This window comes from Kitasatospora sp. NPDC048286, assembly GCF_043201735.1.
Lineage (GTDB): Bacteria > Actinomycetota > Actinomycetes > Streptomycetales > Streptomycetaceae > Kitasatospora.
This window is the reverse complement of sequence record NZ_JBICZE010000003.1, coordinates 411,405-427,275: the sequence shown is the minus strand read 5'-3', so window position 1 is coordinate 427,275 and position 15,871 is coordinate 411,405. Positions and strand designations below refer to the sequence as shown.

13 protein-coding genes are annotated in these 15,871 nt (G+C 71.2%); 4 read left to right on the top strand and 9 right to left on the bottom strand.

The annotated features are described in order from the left end of the window. Positions 1-196 precede the first annotated feature (196 nt). The 8 genes from cas2e to ACGF13_RS09275 form a co-directional block, all read right to left on the bottom strand. Positions 197-475, bottom strand: coding sequence for a type I-E CRISPR-associated endoribonuclease Cas2e (gene cas2e, locus ACGF13_RS09310; protein WP_392870912.1), 279 nt, complete (start codon positions 473-475; stop codon positions 197-199). After that, the gene (locus ACGF13_RS09305; RefSeq protein WP_392870909.1) at positions 472-648 is read right to left on the bottom strand and encodes a hypothetical protein; all 177 of its coding nucleotides are present in this window, start codon (positions 646-648) and stop codon (positions 472-474) included. The genes cas2e and ACGF13_RS09305 overlap by 4 nt, the downstream gene beginning before the upstream one ends. A 130-nt stretch (positions 649-778) precedes the next feature. Continuing rightward, positions 779-1,537, bottom strand: coding sequence for a type I-E CRISPR-associated protein Cas6/Cse3/CasE (locus ACGF13_RS09300; protein WP_392870906.1), 759 nt, complete (start codon positions 1,535-1,537; stop codon positions 779-781). Next, the gene (gene cas5e, locus ACGF13_RS09295; RefSeq protein WP_392870903.1) at positions 1,534-2,460 is read right to left on the bottom strand and encodes a type I-E CRISPR-associated protein Cas5/CasD; all 927 of its coding nucleotides are present in this window, start codon (positions 2,458-2,460) and stop codon (positions 1,534-1,536) included. Before cas5e ends, ACGF13_RS09300 begins: the two co-directional genes overlap by 4 nt. Next, positions 2,457-3,794 carry a type I-E CRISPR-associated protein Cas7/Cse4/CasC gene (locus ACGF13_RS09290; protein ID WP_392870900.1) on the bottom strand — a complete coding sequence of 446 codons (1,338 nt, stop codon included), beginning with the start codon at positions 3,792-3,794 and terminating at the stop codon, positions 2,457-2,459. The genes cas5e and ACGF13_RS09290 overlap by 4 nt, the downstream gene beginning before the upstream one ends. A gap of 125 nt (positions 3,795-3,919) precedes the next feature. Next, positions 3,920-4,486 (bottom strand): type I-E CRISPR-associated protein Cse2/CasB, encoded by a 567-nt coding sequence (casB, locus tag ACGF13_RS09285; RefSeq protein WP_392870897.1) that lies wholly within the window; start codon positions 4,484-4,486, stop codon positions 3,920-3,922. Then, on the bottom strand, positions 4,479-6,095 hold the full coding sequence (locus ACGF13_RS09280) for a type I-E CRISPR-associated protein Cse1/CasA (protein WP_392870894.1): 1,617 nt from the start codon (positions 6,093-6,095) through the stop codon (positions 4,479-4,481). The genes casB and ACGF13_RS09280 overlap by 8 nt, the downstream gene beginning before the upstream one ends. Before the next feature lie 229 nt (positions 6,096-6,324). Beyond that, positions 6,325-6,513, bottom strand: coding sequence for a hypothetical protein (locus ACGF13_RS09275; RefSeq protein WP_392870891.1), 189 nt, complete (start codon positions 6,511-6,513; stop codon positions 6,325-6,327). 185 nt (positions 6,514-6,698) lie between these two features. On the opposite strand from ACGF13_RS09275, the gene ACGF13_RS09270 reads away from it, so the two are divergent. Beyond that, positions 6,699-10,463, top strand: coding sequence for a hypothetical protein (locus ACGF13_RS09270; protein WP_392870888.1), 3,765 nt, complete (start codon positions 6,699-6,701; stop codon positions 10,461-10,463). 805 nt (positions 10,464-11,268) lie between these two features. Here ACGF13_RS09270 and ACGF13_RS09265 read toward each other — a convergent pair. After that, positions 11,269-11,457, bottom strand: a complete 189-nt coding sequence (locus ACGF13_RS09265; RefSeq protein WP_392870885.1) for a hypothetical protein — start codon at positions 11,455-11,457, stop codon at positions 11,269-11,271. A gap of 203 nt (positions 11,458-11,660) precedes the next feature. Between ACGF13_RS09265 and ACGF13_RS09260 the strand changes: the two genes are divergently transcribed. The 3 genes from ACGF13_RS09260 to ACGF13_RS09250 all read left to right on the top strand — a co-directional run bounded on the left by ACGF13_RS09260 (position 11,661) and on the right by ACGF13_RS09250 (position 15,832). After that, on the top strand, positions 11,661-12,935 hold the full coding sequence (locus ACGF13_RS09260) for a helix-turn-helix domain-containing protein (RefSeq protein ID WP_392870882.1): 1,275 nt from the start codon (positions 11,661-11,663) through the stop codon (positions 12,933-12,935). A 634-nt stretch (positions 12,936-13,569) separates the two neighbouring features. Beyond that, positions 13,570-15,303 (top strand): peptidoglycan-binding protein, encoded by a 1,734-nt coding sequence (locus tag ACGF13_RS09255; RefSeq protein WP_392870879.1) that lies wholly within the window; start codon positions 13,570-13,572, stop codon positions 15,301-15,303. A gap of 19 nt (positions 15,304-15,322) precedes the next feature. Continuing rightward, entirely contained in the window at positions 15,323-15,832 is a 510-nt protein-coding gene (locus ACGF13_RS09250) for a hypothetical protein (protein ID WP_392870876.1), read from the top strand. The last annotated feature ends 39 nt before the right edge of the window (positions 15,833-15,871 follow it).

The following is a 15,871-nucleotide window of genomic DNA, read 5'->3' as shown; positions in this document are numbered from 1 at the left end:
GCCGAGAGGATCGGCTTCGCGCTCGCGGGAGCTATCTCCGCACGTGCGGGGCCGACCGGATGGCGACCCGGTAGACCGACAGCTTGCCGGAGCTATCCCCGCGCGTGCGGGGCCGACTGGGCGTCGCGGGCGTGGGCTGCGGAGCGCCTGGAGCTATCCCCGCGCATGCGGGGCCGACGCTTCGTGACCTGCGGCTTTACCAGCGGGAGCGGGCCGAGAGGATCAGTCCGTCGAAGTCGACGGGCTTCCAGCGGTCCTTGCCGGCGGTGCGGACGGCCCAGCCCTGTTCGTTGCTGGCGGGTTCGACGAAGACGGCTTGGCCGTCGCCGATGCGGGTGGCGAGGAGGTCCCAGAGGCGGTCGCGGATGCGGCGGCTGGGGGTGCCGACGAAGACGCCGGCGTTGACCTCGACCATCCAGCGGGTGAGGTGTCCGCGGAGGCCTTCGGGGGCTGCGATGAGGATGATGACGGTCATGGGCTGCTCGTGTCCTCGGTGAACTCCGGTCCGATGACGGCCAGGTGTTCGTCTCCCATGCCCGGGTCGGAGGCAGCGGGCACCGGCGGGCCTTCGGTGCCAGACCAGTTGACGCCGCCTCTAACCGTTCCGACGCGTTCGTCCCAGAGTTCGTTGACCTCGACATCGGGCATGGCAGCTGCCCGTCGTGCCCCTCGGTGTGGACGAATCCGAGCTCGGACCTAGCCCCCAGAGCCGACTGGGGGCAAGGTCCGTCCCGGGGCCGAATAGCGGCGACCAGGCCCGTAGATGCCCATCGGGCTGTCAGCGGACCAGGATCAGGCCGCAGCTGTAGGCACGGGCGTGGCCGACGCCGTGGGTGAGGGCGGCCGTGAGTGCCTGCGGGTCCGTGACGGTCAGGGTGCCGCGGATCTCGGCGCGGCTGATGAGCAGGCCCTTGTGGGGGCCTTGGCTGGAGACCTTCGGGAGGATGCGGAGGGACATCCGTTCGACGTCCGTGTCGGCGCCGAGCCGGACGACGCCGTCCGGTGCCACCGCCGGTTCGCCGGCCGGCTGGAGGCGGCGGGCGAACCACGCCTTGACGTGCTCCGGGCGGGTGTGCGGCACCCGTACGCCCCGTCCGCTGCCACGGCCTCCGGCTCCCGGTGGCCCCGCGGGACGGCTGCTGACCGGGTTGACGACCGTGCGGAAGTCGAGCCGGTCCCCGGTGCGGAAGGTGCGGTCCACCACCAGGCTGTGCGGCGGTTCGACCAGCGCTGCTCGGGGCAAGCCGCTCCAGTCGCCGGGGACGGCGGACTGGACGACCAGGGAGAGCCGGGCGCTGCTCAGGTCGACGGTCCAGCTGGAGAGCACCTTCATCTGGGCGCGGGCGTCCCGGCTTCCGTCGTCGACCCAGCCCCGGAAGCCGCTCATCACGATCCGGTGCATGTCCTGGGCGTCGATCAGCGACTTGGCGGTGAAGGGGTGCCTGGCGTCCAGCGTGATCAGGGTGTGCGTGGCGACGAATCTGGCTGCCGTACGGGCGGGGGCGGGGGCGGGCTCGGTGGTGCGTGGGGTGTTCACGGGATGATGTCCCATTCGGTGGCGTGCGGGGCGATGGTGATGCGGTGCCGGGACTCCCAGCGCTGCCGGTGGACGGGTCCGCTCGCGAGGAAGCTTTCGGGCTGGTCGCGGACCGGGCCGACGCCCGGCAGCGGGTGCGGGCTCTCGATCCACGCCCACCGGGTCTCGCCGGTGTCCGGCGACTGGTTCCCGCCGTCGGCTGCCGGGAGCAGTGCCCGGCCTTCGAAGACCTCCGGCAGGGTGCCGGCGGCGATGCCGACGAAGAGGTCGCCCGAGGGAGGGCAGGACTTGCGGCCCAGCCAGAGCAGGCGCTTCGGGTGCTCCAGCGCGTGGGCGATCCGTTCGAGGAGTGCCCGGTCGGAGTGCTGAAGGCCGACGAGGAAGGCCGCGTCGGACAAGTACCAGCGTTCGGTGATCATGGCGTGACGGCTCACCTCGCCCGCCACCAGCGCCCCGGAGAGAGGGTCCGCCGCGATCCGCTTCGGTGCGCCGTACCAGGATGCCAGCGCGTGGCTGCCGAAGGGTCCACTCGCTGTCTCCCCCCGCTCCCCGAGCGCTTCCACGGCCGCGGCCCGGCGGTGGTCCGTCGCGAGGTCGCGGGGGCGGACGGGATACTTTCCGCCCCCGACGGTGTGGTAGTCGCGCATGGGTGTTCCGGGGCGGTCGGCGCGGACGCCGAAGAGGACGGACCCGAGTTCGTCGAGCGGCTCCTCCCGGTCGAGGCCGAGGGCTGCCGCGCAGATGCCGATCACTCCGGACTTGGTGGGCCGGGTGTGGGTGTCGCGCTGCGCGAACCGGCCTTTGATGCCCCAGGACTGCAGCGGCCCGGCCAGCCTGATGAGCAGGACGTGCTGCGGTGCTTCGGTCGTCGCAGTGGATCCGGTGGTGGCGGGGGAACCGGTCGTCGCGGGTGCGTCGGTCACGGCGTGAGGTCCTCGATGGAGTCCACGACGTCCACGGCCCCGGTGAGGTCCACCGTCTCCAGGAGGTCCGCGATCTCCGGGGCGTAGGTGAGGACGCGCGCGGACCGCAGGTCGTCGCGGCGCTTGCTGACGAAGAGGTGGTGCCGCATTAGTCGGCGGACCGCCGCCTGGCCGGCCGGTCCCTCGCCGCCGCTGTTCTCGGGGTTCTCGTCCACCGGGTTCTGGAACGCGGCGGCGTAGTTGTACGGGCGCTCGCCCTCGAAGGCGAGCACGAGTCCCGGCAGCGAACCGGTGGAGGCGGTGGAGTTCTTCTTCGCCTCCGGAACGGCCTCGACGAAGGCGTTGACGAACTCCGCCTCGGCGGCGAGAGCCGCTTCCTCAGCATCCATGCCGGCCTGCCGGAGGTTGGCGCGGAGCTGGCGGCGGTCCAGGACGGCGTGCCGGTAGAAGGTCCCGGAGATCAGCGACTGGTACCCGGTCATGCCCGCGCCCGCGTCGTCCGCCGTGTCCAGGAAGCTGAGGGCGTTGCGCTTGCGGTCGAGCTTCGCGTCGTCGGCCGCCGCGTAGAAGTCCTCGATCTGCTCCGCGGCGTGCACGGTGAAGGCGTGGCTGGTCTGAACCGCCCCGTCGACGTTGGGCGAGTCGGCGATCTCGGCGAGGAAGCGCCCGTAGAGGGCGATGTCCACGGCGTCACGGGGCGCGATGGCGAGCAGTACGGCGTTGCGCGTGCCCTTGGGAAGAACGGGAAGTCCGGCGGTACCGGACTCCGTGGCTGCCTGCGCGTCGTCGTTCTCCTGCTCCTCGGCGCTCTTCGCCGCGCCGCGGCGGGGCTTCTTCGAGGCCTTCTGCTGGCCGGCGAGGTAGCTGTCGCGCCACGGCCGGAGCTCGTCGGCGTTCTCGGCGATGTGCCGGGCGATCCTGGTGCCCGCGTCGGCGGGCGCGAAGATCAGCACCTTGGTCAGGTTGGCCACCGTCTTCTTGGCCGGGTCGCCGAACTTCAGGCCGCTCGCCTCGATCACGGCGCGCGCCGTGGTCACGGCCTCCTCCTTCTCCCAGCCGTGCTCGGAGGAGAGTTCGGCCGCCGTGAGGAGCGCCCACTCCCGTGTCCGGGTGCCCATGCTCCGGCCCTTGAGGGCGCCGATGCCGGCGTTGGCGCGGTTGCGGGCGTAGACGCGCTCGGCGCGGCGCCGGGCCTGGCTGGTGATCATGTGCCGTTCGAACCCGCCGTACACAAGGGACTTGGGCTGACCGTTCTCGTCCCTGACCGGGAGGACGGCGACGAGCGTCTCCAGGAGGTGGAGCGAGAGGAACGGGCTTCGAGCGTCTGCGGTCACGCGGTCGTGTCCTTATGGTCGGTCGGGATCGTGTACGTGTCGTGCTTGCTGAATGGTCCGACGTGCTCGGCCTGTTGGGCGTGCGCAGCCTGTTGGGCGTGTGCAGCCCTTTCGCCGTGCTCGGCCTACCGGCTCCGCTGCGTACCGGTGGACGTCCGGCTCCGGTGGACCGGGGCGTGGAAGTCGACGGACCACTGGTAGGCGATGCGGGCCTTGCGGTCGTTCCAGAGGATCAGGTCCTCGGTGAGCTGCGTCCAGGACGGCGGGAGCTGGTCACAGGACCGGAGCCGGACGATCGTGTGCTGCAGGTGCCGCCACGGCACCCTCCGGCTGACGACCACCCGGTCCACCAGCCGCTGCGCGCCCGGGTCGCCCGGGCCCCGCCCCACGCTGTCACCGATGCGCGCCGCCGCCGTACCGAGACTTCCGTAGCCGTAGGCGGGCGTCGCACGGCCCTGGTGGTAGAGCGCGAAGAGAAAGGCCATCCGCTCGAACAGGTCGCGGTGGTCCTCGCCGCCGTACCAGCCGGCCCGGATGTGCGCGTTCGTCCGGCCCCTGGCACGGCGCAGATTGGCCAGGGTGCCGTACTCGCGGTTACGCACCAGGGTGGTCAGCCAGGCGACCAGTGCGGTGCTGTCGTGCGGGAATGCGTCCTCGACGGGGTACCCGTCGTGCGGACTGTCCTCAGTCATGGGCGGTCTCCCCCCGGAGCTCGGCCGGAGCCTTGGGGTGGTGGATGTCGTCCTCGAAGCGCTTCAGGGCGACGGCCCTGGCCTGGAAGCCCAGTTCGTTGGGCGGGAGGGTGTCGAGGCGGTAGACGAGGTGGGTGCGGGCCAGGCCGGCCAGGGTCTGGGTGTACTCCAGCAACGGGGCCTGAACCGGGTCCTCCGGGTTGTCGTAGCCCTCGTCGATCACCGTCTCCAGCAGCTGGTCGAAGGGCTTGGCGGCGTCGGGCCAGAACATCCACCGTGCGTCGAACCGGGCCATGTGCCGGGCCTCGTCAGCCGGCCGCGCTGCCGAGTGGACCTTCTCCGAGGCGAGGATCGCCGCCCGTTTGAGGCTCCACGCCAGGAACTCGGCGATGCGCGAGCCCCGTCGGGACGCACGGTAGAGGTGCGCCTCCAGGGCCGGGGCGTACGGGAAGTAGCCATCCGTCCAGGAGACCGGCAGCGTCTTGTTGGAGACGAGGCCGACAGCCCACAGGTGGTAGGGCGCACCCCTGCGCTCCCGCACGCGCGGCAGGGAACGCAGCCGCGCGTAGAGGCCCGGCTGCTCGTCCTTCACCGCGCTGTACAGGGCGTGCGCCTCCTGCCAGAGGGCGCGCGTGGGAGACGGCCACAGGGGCTTGACCTCCCCGCCGGTGGTCCGGCTGAACACGGCGTCCTGCAGGTGCTTCTCCGGATCGAGTTCGAGGACCTCACCGGCTCCGATCAGCACGCGGTCGACGACGATCTCGCCGTCCGCGTCGCGCTTCGGCCGCAGCAGGACGGAGCGTCCGAGGGCGCTGTGCAGGTCGGCGGGGCTCTCCGGCACCCGGGGGCGGGCCCGCACGGCGAAGTTCCGGCGGCTCACGGAACCACTGGTCCAGGAGGTGTTGAGCCGGCCCGGATCCCCCTCGGGCGGATAGAGGTTGAGCCGCAGGGTCTCGCCGAACGTGCGGCCGAGGGGGACGACCCGGATCCGTCCCTGCAACCGCCCGGTGGCGAGGTTGGTGACGGTGGGTCCGAGCACCCTGCCGGTGATCCTCGCCCTGCCGTACGTGCCGTACACGTGCTGGGCGAGCATCGCCCGGAACGCGTCGGCCGCCGGAAGCGGTTGGCCGTCCTCCAGGTGGTGGTGGTCGAAGAACTGGTTGTAGTCACCGGCCCGCTCGATGACCAACTGCGCTGTCCCCGTGCCGCTCTCGTCGAAGGATGAGGCCAGGAGGGAGTTCTGGCCGAGGGGCGCCTTTGGGTGGAACAGGTCCCAGTGCTTGTCCGGCTCACCGGCCAGCCACTCGGCCGCGGGGCGGAGGCTGTGGTCGTCGCGGATCCACTCCCGCCACTCGTCTGATGTGCTGGGGCACATACCGGAGGCGAAGCAGATGGCCATGACGAACTCGATGACGGCGACTGTCTCACCCGGGGTCGGGCAGTCAATCGTCGTCAAATCATCTGCCTGGGTGAGAAGTTCACACAAGGAGAGCGAGACCCTGGCACCTTGGGGCGTCACGGAGGGAATGCACGGCTCTCGCCGCGGGTCCCAGCTGAGGCGCTGCTCAACCGGGGCCGGAGGGTGCGCTAGCGGCAAGACTCTGCCCATCACTTCATATGATCGTCGTTTTCTGGCAAGGGAGTTGGCACTCCCACGCAGGGCCCGACGCTAGCACCCGGGATTGGGTCGTGTGGCTCGATCAAGCGGATTGCCCCGTCATCCCGCTCCGGGATGACAGGGCGCCGGACAGCCCCGCACACGCGGGGAGACAATCGCAATCGGCGCTTCGCTGCAATCAGTGTTCGGCATCCCCACACGCACTGCGGGGCCCGCCGATTCACCTGGATTTGCGGTGCCTGGCGAGAATCGTCAGGGTGGAGCGGGCGTCGCGGCGGCGGTCCTGGGTACGGGCCAGGACCGAGGTGAGGGCCACGATCGCGAGGACGACCCCGTACAGCAGGCCGGCCGCGGCGGCCAGCACGGCGGCCGTGGTTGCGTCCTGGGTCAGCATGGAGAGCACACTCATGGGGAGATCCTTCTGTCGGAGGCCGTCTGCGGCCCGCGGTCGATGGGTCGAGCTTCTGACGGCGGATCGGTGCGCCTCCACTTTCGGGAGGGATATCCGCTGGTCAGAGCCCTTTATTCACCGGCGCGGGAGCAAAAATGGTCAGACCTACGGCACCTGGCGCGGCACGCAGGATCCTCGGGGCGATGCTGCAGGAGCTGATCGATGCCCGCGGCCTCGAAGGGCGGGCCGCCGCACGACTCGTCCCGGACGGCGCGCTGAACGAGTCGACTCTCCGGCACTGGTGCCACGGCGAGGCCGCGCCTCATGCGACGGCCTCGTTCTGGAGCCTGATCGAACAGTTGCAGGACCCGCACGACCAGCACCACCACCCGCGCGAGGAATGGGAATCCGCTCTCCGTGCTGCCCAACAGGAGACGACCGATGGCCGGCGCGGCTCGAGAACCAACTCGCAGAAGCGCGGCAGGAGCAGCGAGCGCGCCGCGATGGACGCCTTCGTTCACGATCGGGCTCCGCAGGCGCCGTCGTACCTGTGGTGGCACGCACAGCTTCCCGTGGGCAAGACGGCTCTGCTCATCTACTACGCGGGGCAGCCTCCGGAGGACACCGACGTCCTGCTCTGCAGCCTGGACGAGGAGCACAGGACGGTCCCCCGCATCGAACTCATCGACTCACTGCGCCAGCACCTCCAGGTAGCTGAGCCCCGGAGGAAGACGTCCGACGAGGCCGAGTTCACGCGCCTCCTCGCCAAGGCCGCACGTCGAAGCCGACAGCAGAAGCGGCAATTCGTCCTCATGGTGGATGGCTTGGACCAGGACGTCGCCTGGCCGACGGCCGGGACGCCTGGTGGAACCGGAGTGGCGAGTCTCGCCGCACTCCTCCCGGCCGATCCTCCGGCGAACGTCCGCATCATCGTTTCCAGCCGGCGGAGCGGGCCACTCCCGGCCGACATCCCCGAAGGGCATCCGCTGCGCCTGCGCGAGTGCCTTCGCCCGCTCACCGTGGGCGACTGGGGCGAAGACGTCGAACAGGCAAGCTTCGCGGACCTGGAGCGGCTGCGCACAACCGACCTGGGCCGGACCGTCACCGATCTGCTCGCCATCACGGACAGCGGAGGCGGCCTGCACACGGCCGACCTCGCGGAACTGACCGGGGCCTCCGTCGAGGACGTGACCGCCCTGCTGCACAGCAGGGATCAGCGCTGCATCATCTCGGACGAGGAGTCGGCCGGCGCCCACCTGCTGAGCCACCTCGGCATGTCGCACGCCATCCGGCGGGAGTGGGACCAGGCCACCGGCGAGCACTGCGCCCGTCGGCTGCACGCCTGGGCCGCGCGCTGGCGCAAAGCCGGCTGGCCCGAGGGCTCTCCGACGTATCTGCTGACCGAATACCCGCAGATGCTGAGCACGGCTGATGAGCTTGGACGGTTCCTGCTGGACCCACCGCGACAGCTGCGAGTCGCGGGGGCACTGGGACCTCAGGTCATGCTCGACCAACTACGTCTCCTCAAAGCCGAGTTCAAGGAAGTCGAGGTGTCAGATACCGAACAGCAGGAGATCGAAACCGCCGTCCGGCTGGCTGCGGCACTGGACCTCATGCAGCGCCGGATCGGGCCGGTCCCGCCCCGGGTACCCGTGCTCCTCGTGCAGGTGGAGAACGTCGCCCGCGCCTGCACCGTGGCCCGATCGGAGCCGGAACTCGTTCGACGGGCCGCCCGGTTGGCCGAGGTCGCGGTCGAAGCGGCACGGGCCTGGCACCCCGATGCCAACGAAATCGCGTGGGAGGCATCCGACTGCCTGGTCCGCGCGGGCCGGTTCACGCCGCTCGCCGGCGGTTTCTTCGAGGACGCCTGTGCCGAAGTGGCGGAGGCAGCGCGCGCGTTGGACACGCTCGGCAGGAAGGAAGAAGCGAAGGCGCTGTTCCGGGCCGTCGTGCTCAGCGACGCCGCCGACACAGATGCACTCGTCGAAGGAGCGGTCCTCCTCTCCGCTGGCGGCGCCGAGCGCTTCGTGGAGACCCTGGAAGAGCATGCGGCGGAGCTGAGCGAGGCCGACCCTCGGGCCCAGGCCATGGCCGTGGACATCTGGGCGACCATCGCCCGCGCCTCCAGCTCCCGCAGCGTCCCGAACCTGAAGCGCATCGAAGCCCTCTGCCAGGACATCGAGCTGTCCGACGGACTGATCGTGGTGGACGTTCTCGCACTCGCGGCCCAGGCCTTGGCGACCTCGGGCCGCCGATCGAAAGCCTGGGATGTACTCAAGACCGCGCGAGACCGGCTGTCCACCGCGCTGGTCAGACTCGACTCCCCGGCCGACCGGGCCCACCGCGGACGCGAGTTCTCCGCCACGCTGGAGCGCATGGTCCGCGCCGAGACCGCGACCGGGATCGGCCTCGAACCTCACCAGGAGGCCAAGCTGCTCGTGACCGCCCTCGGCCAGGGAGTCCGCACCGGCATCCTCGGCGACGACCTCCTGGAACGGGCGGAGGCCTACCTGGCAGCAGTCGACGAACAGGTCGCAGCAGCGGCCGCCGACCACCGTGCGGCTAGCGAGGAGAAGCGGCGGGCCCGCCGGAAGGAGGTGGACGCGAGCGCGAAGGCCCTGAAGAAGGAGCGGGAAGCGAAACGCAACCTCGCCAAGACTCCCTCCGACCGAAGTACGCAGTCTCCTACCCAGAAGAACGAAGAACCCTCACCCCCCACCGTCCCGGCCCAAAGCCCTGCGGTCGAACGCCACGAGCCCCTCATCCGTCCGCTCACCCGACTCCAGTACGCGGCACAACTGGTGAACAGCGGCAACGTCGAACTCGGGCGCGAACAGGTGGAGGCGGCTCTCCGCTCCTCGCTCCCCGACGCACCGATCGCTCTGAATGCCCGGTCGGCCGAGGAGCTGGTCCGGGCGCTCGGTGCGGCCGGTGAATTCGGACAGACCGAACAGCTGATCGACTTCGTGACGGAACCGGGCGACCGCGCCCGGCAGTTGGCCGCACTGTCCATGGGATGCTCGCTCGGCGGTCGCTCATCAGAGGCTGTCGCGTTCGCCCAAGAGGCCGCCCGGCTCGTCCCTCGCGCGCCGCACTTCGCCGTTCGAGGAGCAGTCGCGCAGGCCCTGGCCCATGCGGGGGAAGCAGAAGCGGCGGTGGCGGTGGCCCGGCTGGAGGAGCCGGAAGACGCCAAGGCTTCTCCTTCCGTACGGGGCAAGCGGACTCGACGCACAATCCTTCTCGTCGCCGCCGGACTGGCGCGGCACGACCCGGAGCATGCCGCTGAACTGATCGGGCCGGCATTCCAGTTGGTCCAGCGGCGCATCGACGCCGGCCGCCCGGTCAGCCAACTCCCGGCCCTGGCAGAGCTGCTGCTCGCACTCCCCGATCCGACGCGACCGGATCCAGGGATCAGCGAAGTGATCCGGATCACCTCGGAATTCACGAACGGACCTCGACAAACCTGGGACCCGGAGGAGACATCGCTCCTGGCCCTGCTGCGGCGACTCGACTGCGCGCCCGCCCCGGGACGAGCCGAACGCGAGCTGGACGAGTGGCTGCACTCCCTGCGGCCCGAACGGACTCCCCACGCAGAATTTGCCCTGCTCAGCGCCCTGGACGGCGACGCCGCCGATGCCCTGCGCATCGCGAACGCGGCACCGACGGCGACGGCGCGGGCCGCTGCGCTGGCTGCTGCCGCTCGCGTCCTGGCAGGGGCGCCCGCCGTCCTGTCCGCTGAGGAGGCCGAGGACAGCGCTGTGCAGCTCTGCCTCGCGCTCGCTCATGCCGGGGGCCGCCCGGACCGCACCGACGCGGACAGGGCTGCAGCCTTCAGCCTCCTCCGGGAGCTGCTCGCCCAAGGGAGTTGGACACAGGCGATCCCGTTGCTGCCGCTACTGGCTCCCGATTCGTTGACCCCTCTGAGCGAACTGGTCACCGCACACATCAACGGCCGCGCAAGCGCCTGACGAAGGCAGTCACGTCTCCCCCGCCATTGACCACTCGTAGGCGCGCACGACTCCGCGCGAACCGCAACCCAGCAGGACGGGAGAACTGCCGCTCTGTGAAACGCCAATGGACCACAGGCGAGGTGGACGGAAGAGGCCAGCGCCACGAAGCGAGCCGACGGAACGGGGCAGACGGCCTCACCTGGATCGACCGATTCCGGCACCGACAGGGCTGAGGATAGGTCGACTCGTCGGCAGCGTGCATGTGAGAATCTCGCCAGGAAGGTGCACCGAGTTACCACCTACGACGATTCACCCCCACGTGCGAGGGGGTGCCTCCCGGTCAACGCCCGCACACCACTGAGACGGTGTGCCAACCCCGCGCTCGCGGGGGTTGCTCTATCACGTTCCACGTGGCCGACATGACCGGCACATCCGCCCCGCACTCGCGGGGGTTGCTCCCCCGTGAGCGAGGTGGGGCTCGAACCCACTCGCGTCGGCCCCGCGCTCGCGGGGATTGCTCCACTCCATCCCTGAACCCACCACGCCCCCGCTCTCCTCCGGGAGGGCGGGGGCGTCTTCGTGCGTTCGCGGCGGCTACCCGAACGGCATCACCGCAGTGCTGCGGGTACCGAGGGCGCGTGCGTAGTCGGCCGCCTTACCAGTCAGGGTTCGGTAGTTGAGCACCGGATCACCTGCGGCAACCAGGGCGACGGCACACTCCAGGCACCACGGTCGCGGAGGATTCACATCCCGGTCCTCGATGGCCGCCTCTCCTGTGCGGCACTCGGCGCAGAGTGGCATGCCGTCGGCCCTCCTTGCTTGCTCAGGCCCAGGTCGAGCCGCACTGGGTGCAGCCCCACCTGCCGTCCATGGTCTGGTAGGTGGCTCCCGACCCGCAGACCGGGCACGCCATGGCGGCCGCGATCCGGTCGCTGTCCAGCACGGTACCGGGCTGCGGGTCGCCGTGGGTCAGGTTCGGGGCCTCGGCGCGGTCGAGCAGGGCTGCACTCATGACGCTCTCTCCTCTGTTGAGGGGTGAGATGGGGATGCGCCCGGCCGGGGCACTCACCAGGGAACCCCGTCCCGGCCTGTGGCCAGGAGGCCTGGAGGGGCTGCCGCACGCCGTGTGCGTGCCCCGCACACCCCGTGCACGCCCTGCCCGCGGTGCCGGTCCTGTCGATACGGTGACGGCCCCGTGCAGTCGGAGGGGGCGCCGTGTCACGTCAGCGTCGGCTCGGGACGGCTATCAGGGCCGCCCGGTGTGCACAGCGGATGACGCAGGCCGAGCTGGGGCGAGCCTGTGGGTACTCGGCGTCCGCGATCAGCCGACTGGAGGCGGGCCTGCTACGGCCGGCAGACCAGCCGCTCGCCGTGATCATCCGGGTGCTGGGGCTCCAGCTTGACGACATCGACCAGGGCCGACCGGCTACTCTGGCGCGGGATGTGACTTCGGATCAGGAGGACGCCATGCTCCGCAGGCAGCTGCTCGTGGCCGGCATGGCGGCGGCCGGTACGTCGATGCTCCCGTCATCGGCGGCAAGAGCGTCCCGACCGGACGCGTCGACCCGGATCGTCGGGGCGCTGTACGAGCCGACGGAGTCGGCACCCGTGTCGCTGCAGCAGCTCGGCCGGGCACTGACCTCAGCCCGCGCGCAGTTCACGGCGGCCCGCTACGAGGATCTCGGTGCCGCCCTCCCTGGCCTGCTGGGTACAGGCGAGGCGACTCGGAACACTCTGTCCGGCCGAGCCCGGGAGCAGGCGCACGCGTGCATGGCCCGCGCCTGGGTGCTGGCAACGGAGCTTGCGTTGAAGAGCCACTCCGACGTGGCGTGGCCGGCGGCCGATCGAGCCCTGGCCGCGGCCCATGCCAGTGGCGCCCCGGCGGTCCAAGGCGAGGCGGCTCGGGTGCTGGCGATCACGATGCGACGCGCCGGCCGCCCGGCCGCCGCGGTGGACCTCCTGCGTCGCACCGCCGGATCGCTCGACCAGGGCACGGACGGCAACTCCCGGGCGGTGGCAGCAACCTTGTTGATGACGGCCGCGTACACGGCTGCGTGCGCACACCGCCGCGCGGACGCCCTCGATCTGATGGGGGGTGCCGAGGAGGCGGTCGGACGCCTGGCCGAGCAGCGGCAGAGGGCCCAGCAGTTGTTCACGGTTGACGCCACCAGCGCGCAGGCCGACCTGTACTGGATCGGCGTGCACACCGCGCTGGGCACCCCGGACGAGGGAGTCCCTTACGCGGCACGGATCGCCCCGGGGCAGCTGCCGACCGCGGAGCGCCGCGCCCGGTACGGCACCGACTGCGCACGCATGTGGCATCACCTCGGCGACCACCGCAGGACGTTCGCGGCCCTGCAGTTCACGGAGCAGATGGCGCCGGAGGAGGCACGCCGCCCCGCCCTACGGGCGCTGACGGCGGACCTGCTGTATGCGCCGGTGGCAGTCGCTGGCGTGCGCGAACTCGCCGCGCGCACGGGCGTGTTGTAGGGACGCATTGGCCCCGCGCTCGCGGGGGTTGCTCCAGGGTCCGCGGGATCACGTTCTTGCCGGTGGTATCGGCCCCGCGCTCGCGGGGGTTGCTCCAGGGTCCGCGGGATCACGTTCTTGCCGGTGGTATCGGCCCCGCGCTCGCGGGGGTTGCGCAACGTGCGGTGCGCCTGCAGCGCAGCGGTGTCGGGCGACTGGCTTGGCGTCGGACGTCGGCTGGCGGAGGCGCTCCCGGCGGGGAGGCCGCGGCCGCCGGTGCTGCAGGAGCGTGCCGGGACGGGCGGTGCGGCCTCCGGGGGCCGGGCGGCGGGGCCCCGGCGCTTCGAGGGGGCGCGCGGGCGGCGGAATGGGAAGCAGCTCGCATCCGGTTGAGGCCATTCCGGCGGATTCGGATGGCAATCCTGTGACGAACCATCACCGTTCCCTCACTCGCCGGTGGAATTGCCAGTGGCACGGTCCGGGTGCGGGCCGCGTGAGGGGATTGTCGTGAAATTCAAGATCCTTGGAAAACAGGAGAGTTGACCTTTCTTCGGTTGTACTGTGGAGTGGACATGACGCTCTGGCCGGTGTCGTGTGCCCCAGTACGGGGCCGGTCCGGCCGTGGCTGCCATCGGCGCGAAGGGGGAGCTTCCTGATGGCATACGCGAAGGGTTATGACGTCTCCGACTTCCAGTCGGGTATTCCGGGGGATGCGGAGTTCGTCTTCATCAAGGCCACCGAGGGCGGGCACACCGAGCAGTCGGGGTACGCCTCCAAGGTCGCGGACGCGCGGGGGCGGGGGCTGGTGGTCGGGCACTACCACTTCCTGCACGTCGAGAACCCGGTCGACGGTGAGGTGGAGCACTTCTGCCGGGTGGTGGGGTGGATCCCCGCGGGTGAGTTGCTGGTGCTGGACTTCGAGCCGTACGGGCAGTCGGTCGGCGACGGGGACGCGACGGCGGCGAAGAACCAGTGGTTGGCGGCGGTCAAGCAGCGCTACCCGGACCACCTGGTCGGCCTCTACACCAATCGGGACTACTGGTTCCGGACGGACGACAACGCGGGCGACTTCCTGTGGATCGCGGACTACGTGTCCTCGGGTTCGCCGCGCATCCAGGCGTCCTGGCGCTTCCACCAGTACACCGACGACCCGCTCGACACCAACGTGTTCAACGGCTCGCTGGACGAGCTGAAGGCGTGGGCCGGGGCCGGTCAGGCCCCGGCGCCCGAGCCGCCCACGCCGGCGCCGGACCCTGTGCCGCAGCAGCCCGACTGGCCGGGGCTGCAGCTGGTGAGCCGCGACCAGTGGGGCGCGCGGGCCTGGCGCGAGCCCAACGGTTCGATCCCGTACGCCGGTCCGCGCGCCGGGGTGAAGGTGCACTACCTGGGCACGGCGTACACCTTCGCCGCCCACGACTCCTGCCCGGCCTACGTACGGCGCCTCCAGGCGTCGCACATGGACGACGACGGCTGGTCGGACATCGGCTACAGCTTCGTGGTCTGCGAGCACGGCGTCGTGTTCGAGGGCCGGGGCCTGAACCGGCGCAACAGCGCCAACGGGGACGTCCCGCTCAACGAGGCGCACTACGCGGTGTGCGGACTGGTCGGCTCCTCGGGATCGACCGAGCCGACCCCGGAGCAGCTCAACGGGCTGCGGGACGCCATCGAGTACTGCCAGCGGCAGGGCCCGGCCGGTCCGGAGATCAAGGGGCACCAGGACGGCTACTCGACCGACTGCCCCGGTCCGGCCCTGTACGCCTGGGTGACGTCGGGTGCGCCGCGCCCGTCCGGGACGGTGGTCACCGCGCCCCAGCGGCCGGCGCCGCAGCCGGACCCGACCCCGGCCCGGTACCAGAAGAACGTCGGCGGGCTGGCGTACGGCTACGGCGCGCACGGTCCGCAGGTCACCCTCGTCGGCGAGGCGCTGTCGGCGGCGGGCTTCGGCTCGCACTACAGCCAGGGCCCCGGCCCGGACTGGACCGACGCCGACACCCTCAACTACGCCGACTACCAGCGCAGTCTGGGCTACTCCGGCGGGGACGCGGACGGCGTGCCCGGCGAGGCCTCGCTGCGCCGGCTGCTCGGCGGAGCGGTCCCGCTGGCCCAGGTGTCGAAGTCGAACGTGGTCGCGGCGGCCCGCCAGGACCCGGACGCGCCCCAGGGCGCCACCACCCACGCGGACGACGTGTACACGGTGGAGCGGGCCCTCGTCGCCGAGGGGCTGCTCGACCGGCAGTGGGCCGACGGCTCGTTCGGCACCAGGACCATCGACGCCTACTCCGCCCTCCAGCGCCGGTACGGGTACAGCGGGCAGCAGGCGGACGGCATCCCCGGCATCAACTCGCTGACCCGGCTCGGCCAGGCGCACGGCTTCACGGTCGCCGACTGACGTCGGTCGAGGAGGACCGATGTACCAACTCGCCCTGTCCCTGTGGCGCACGTGCGTGCCCTACGTCGTCGCCTTCCTCGTGGTGCAGGCCGCGCGGCTCGGCATCCACCTGGACAACGCCTCCGCCACCTCCGCCCTGGTCACCGGCTTCGGCACGGCCTACTACGCGGCGTTCCGGTTCCTGGAGCACCGGTTCGGCGCGTCCTGGGGCTGGTTCCTGGGGGCCGCGCGGCCGCCGTCCTACCAGACGACGGACCCAGGGGCGACCCCCAAGCCGGCCCCGGGATCGGGCCCAGGGGCGGCCCCCAAGCCGGAACCCGAGCCGGAGCCCAAGCCGGAACCCGAATCGGCTCCCAAGGCGGCCCCCGCGCCGACAACCGCGCCGGCGGCGGACACTCCGCCGGTCGTGCCCGAGCCCACGCCCGCGCCGACACCGGCGCCCGAACCGGCACCGCCCGCCCCGACACCCGCGCCGACGGATCCCCCGGCGGCCAGACCCGACTACCGGAACCTCCCCGAAGGCGGCTGACCGGCCGCACCGGGCACCGACAGGGGGCGCGGAGTCGCC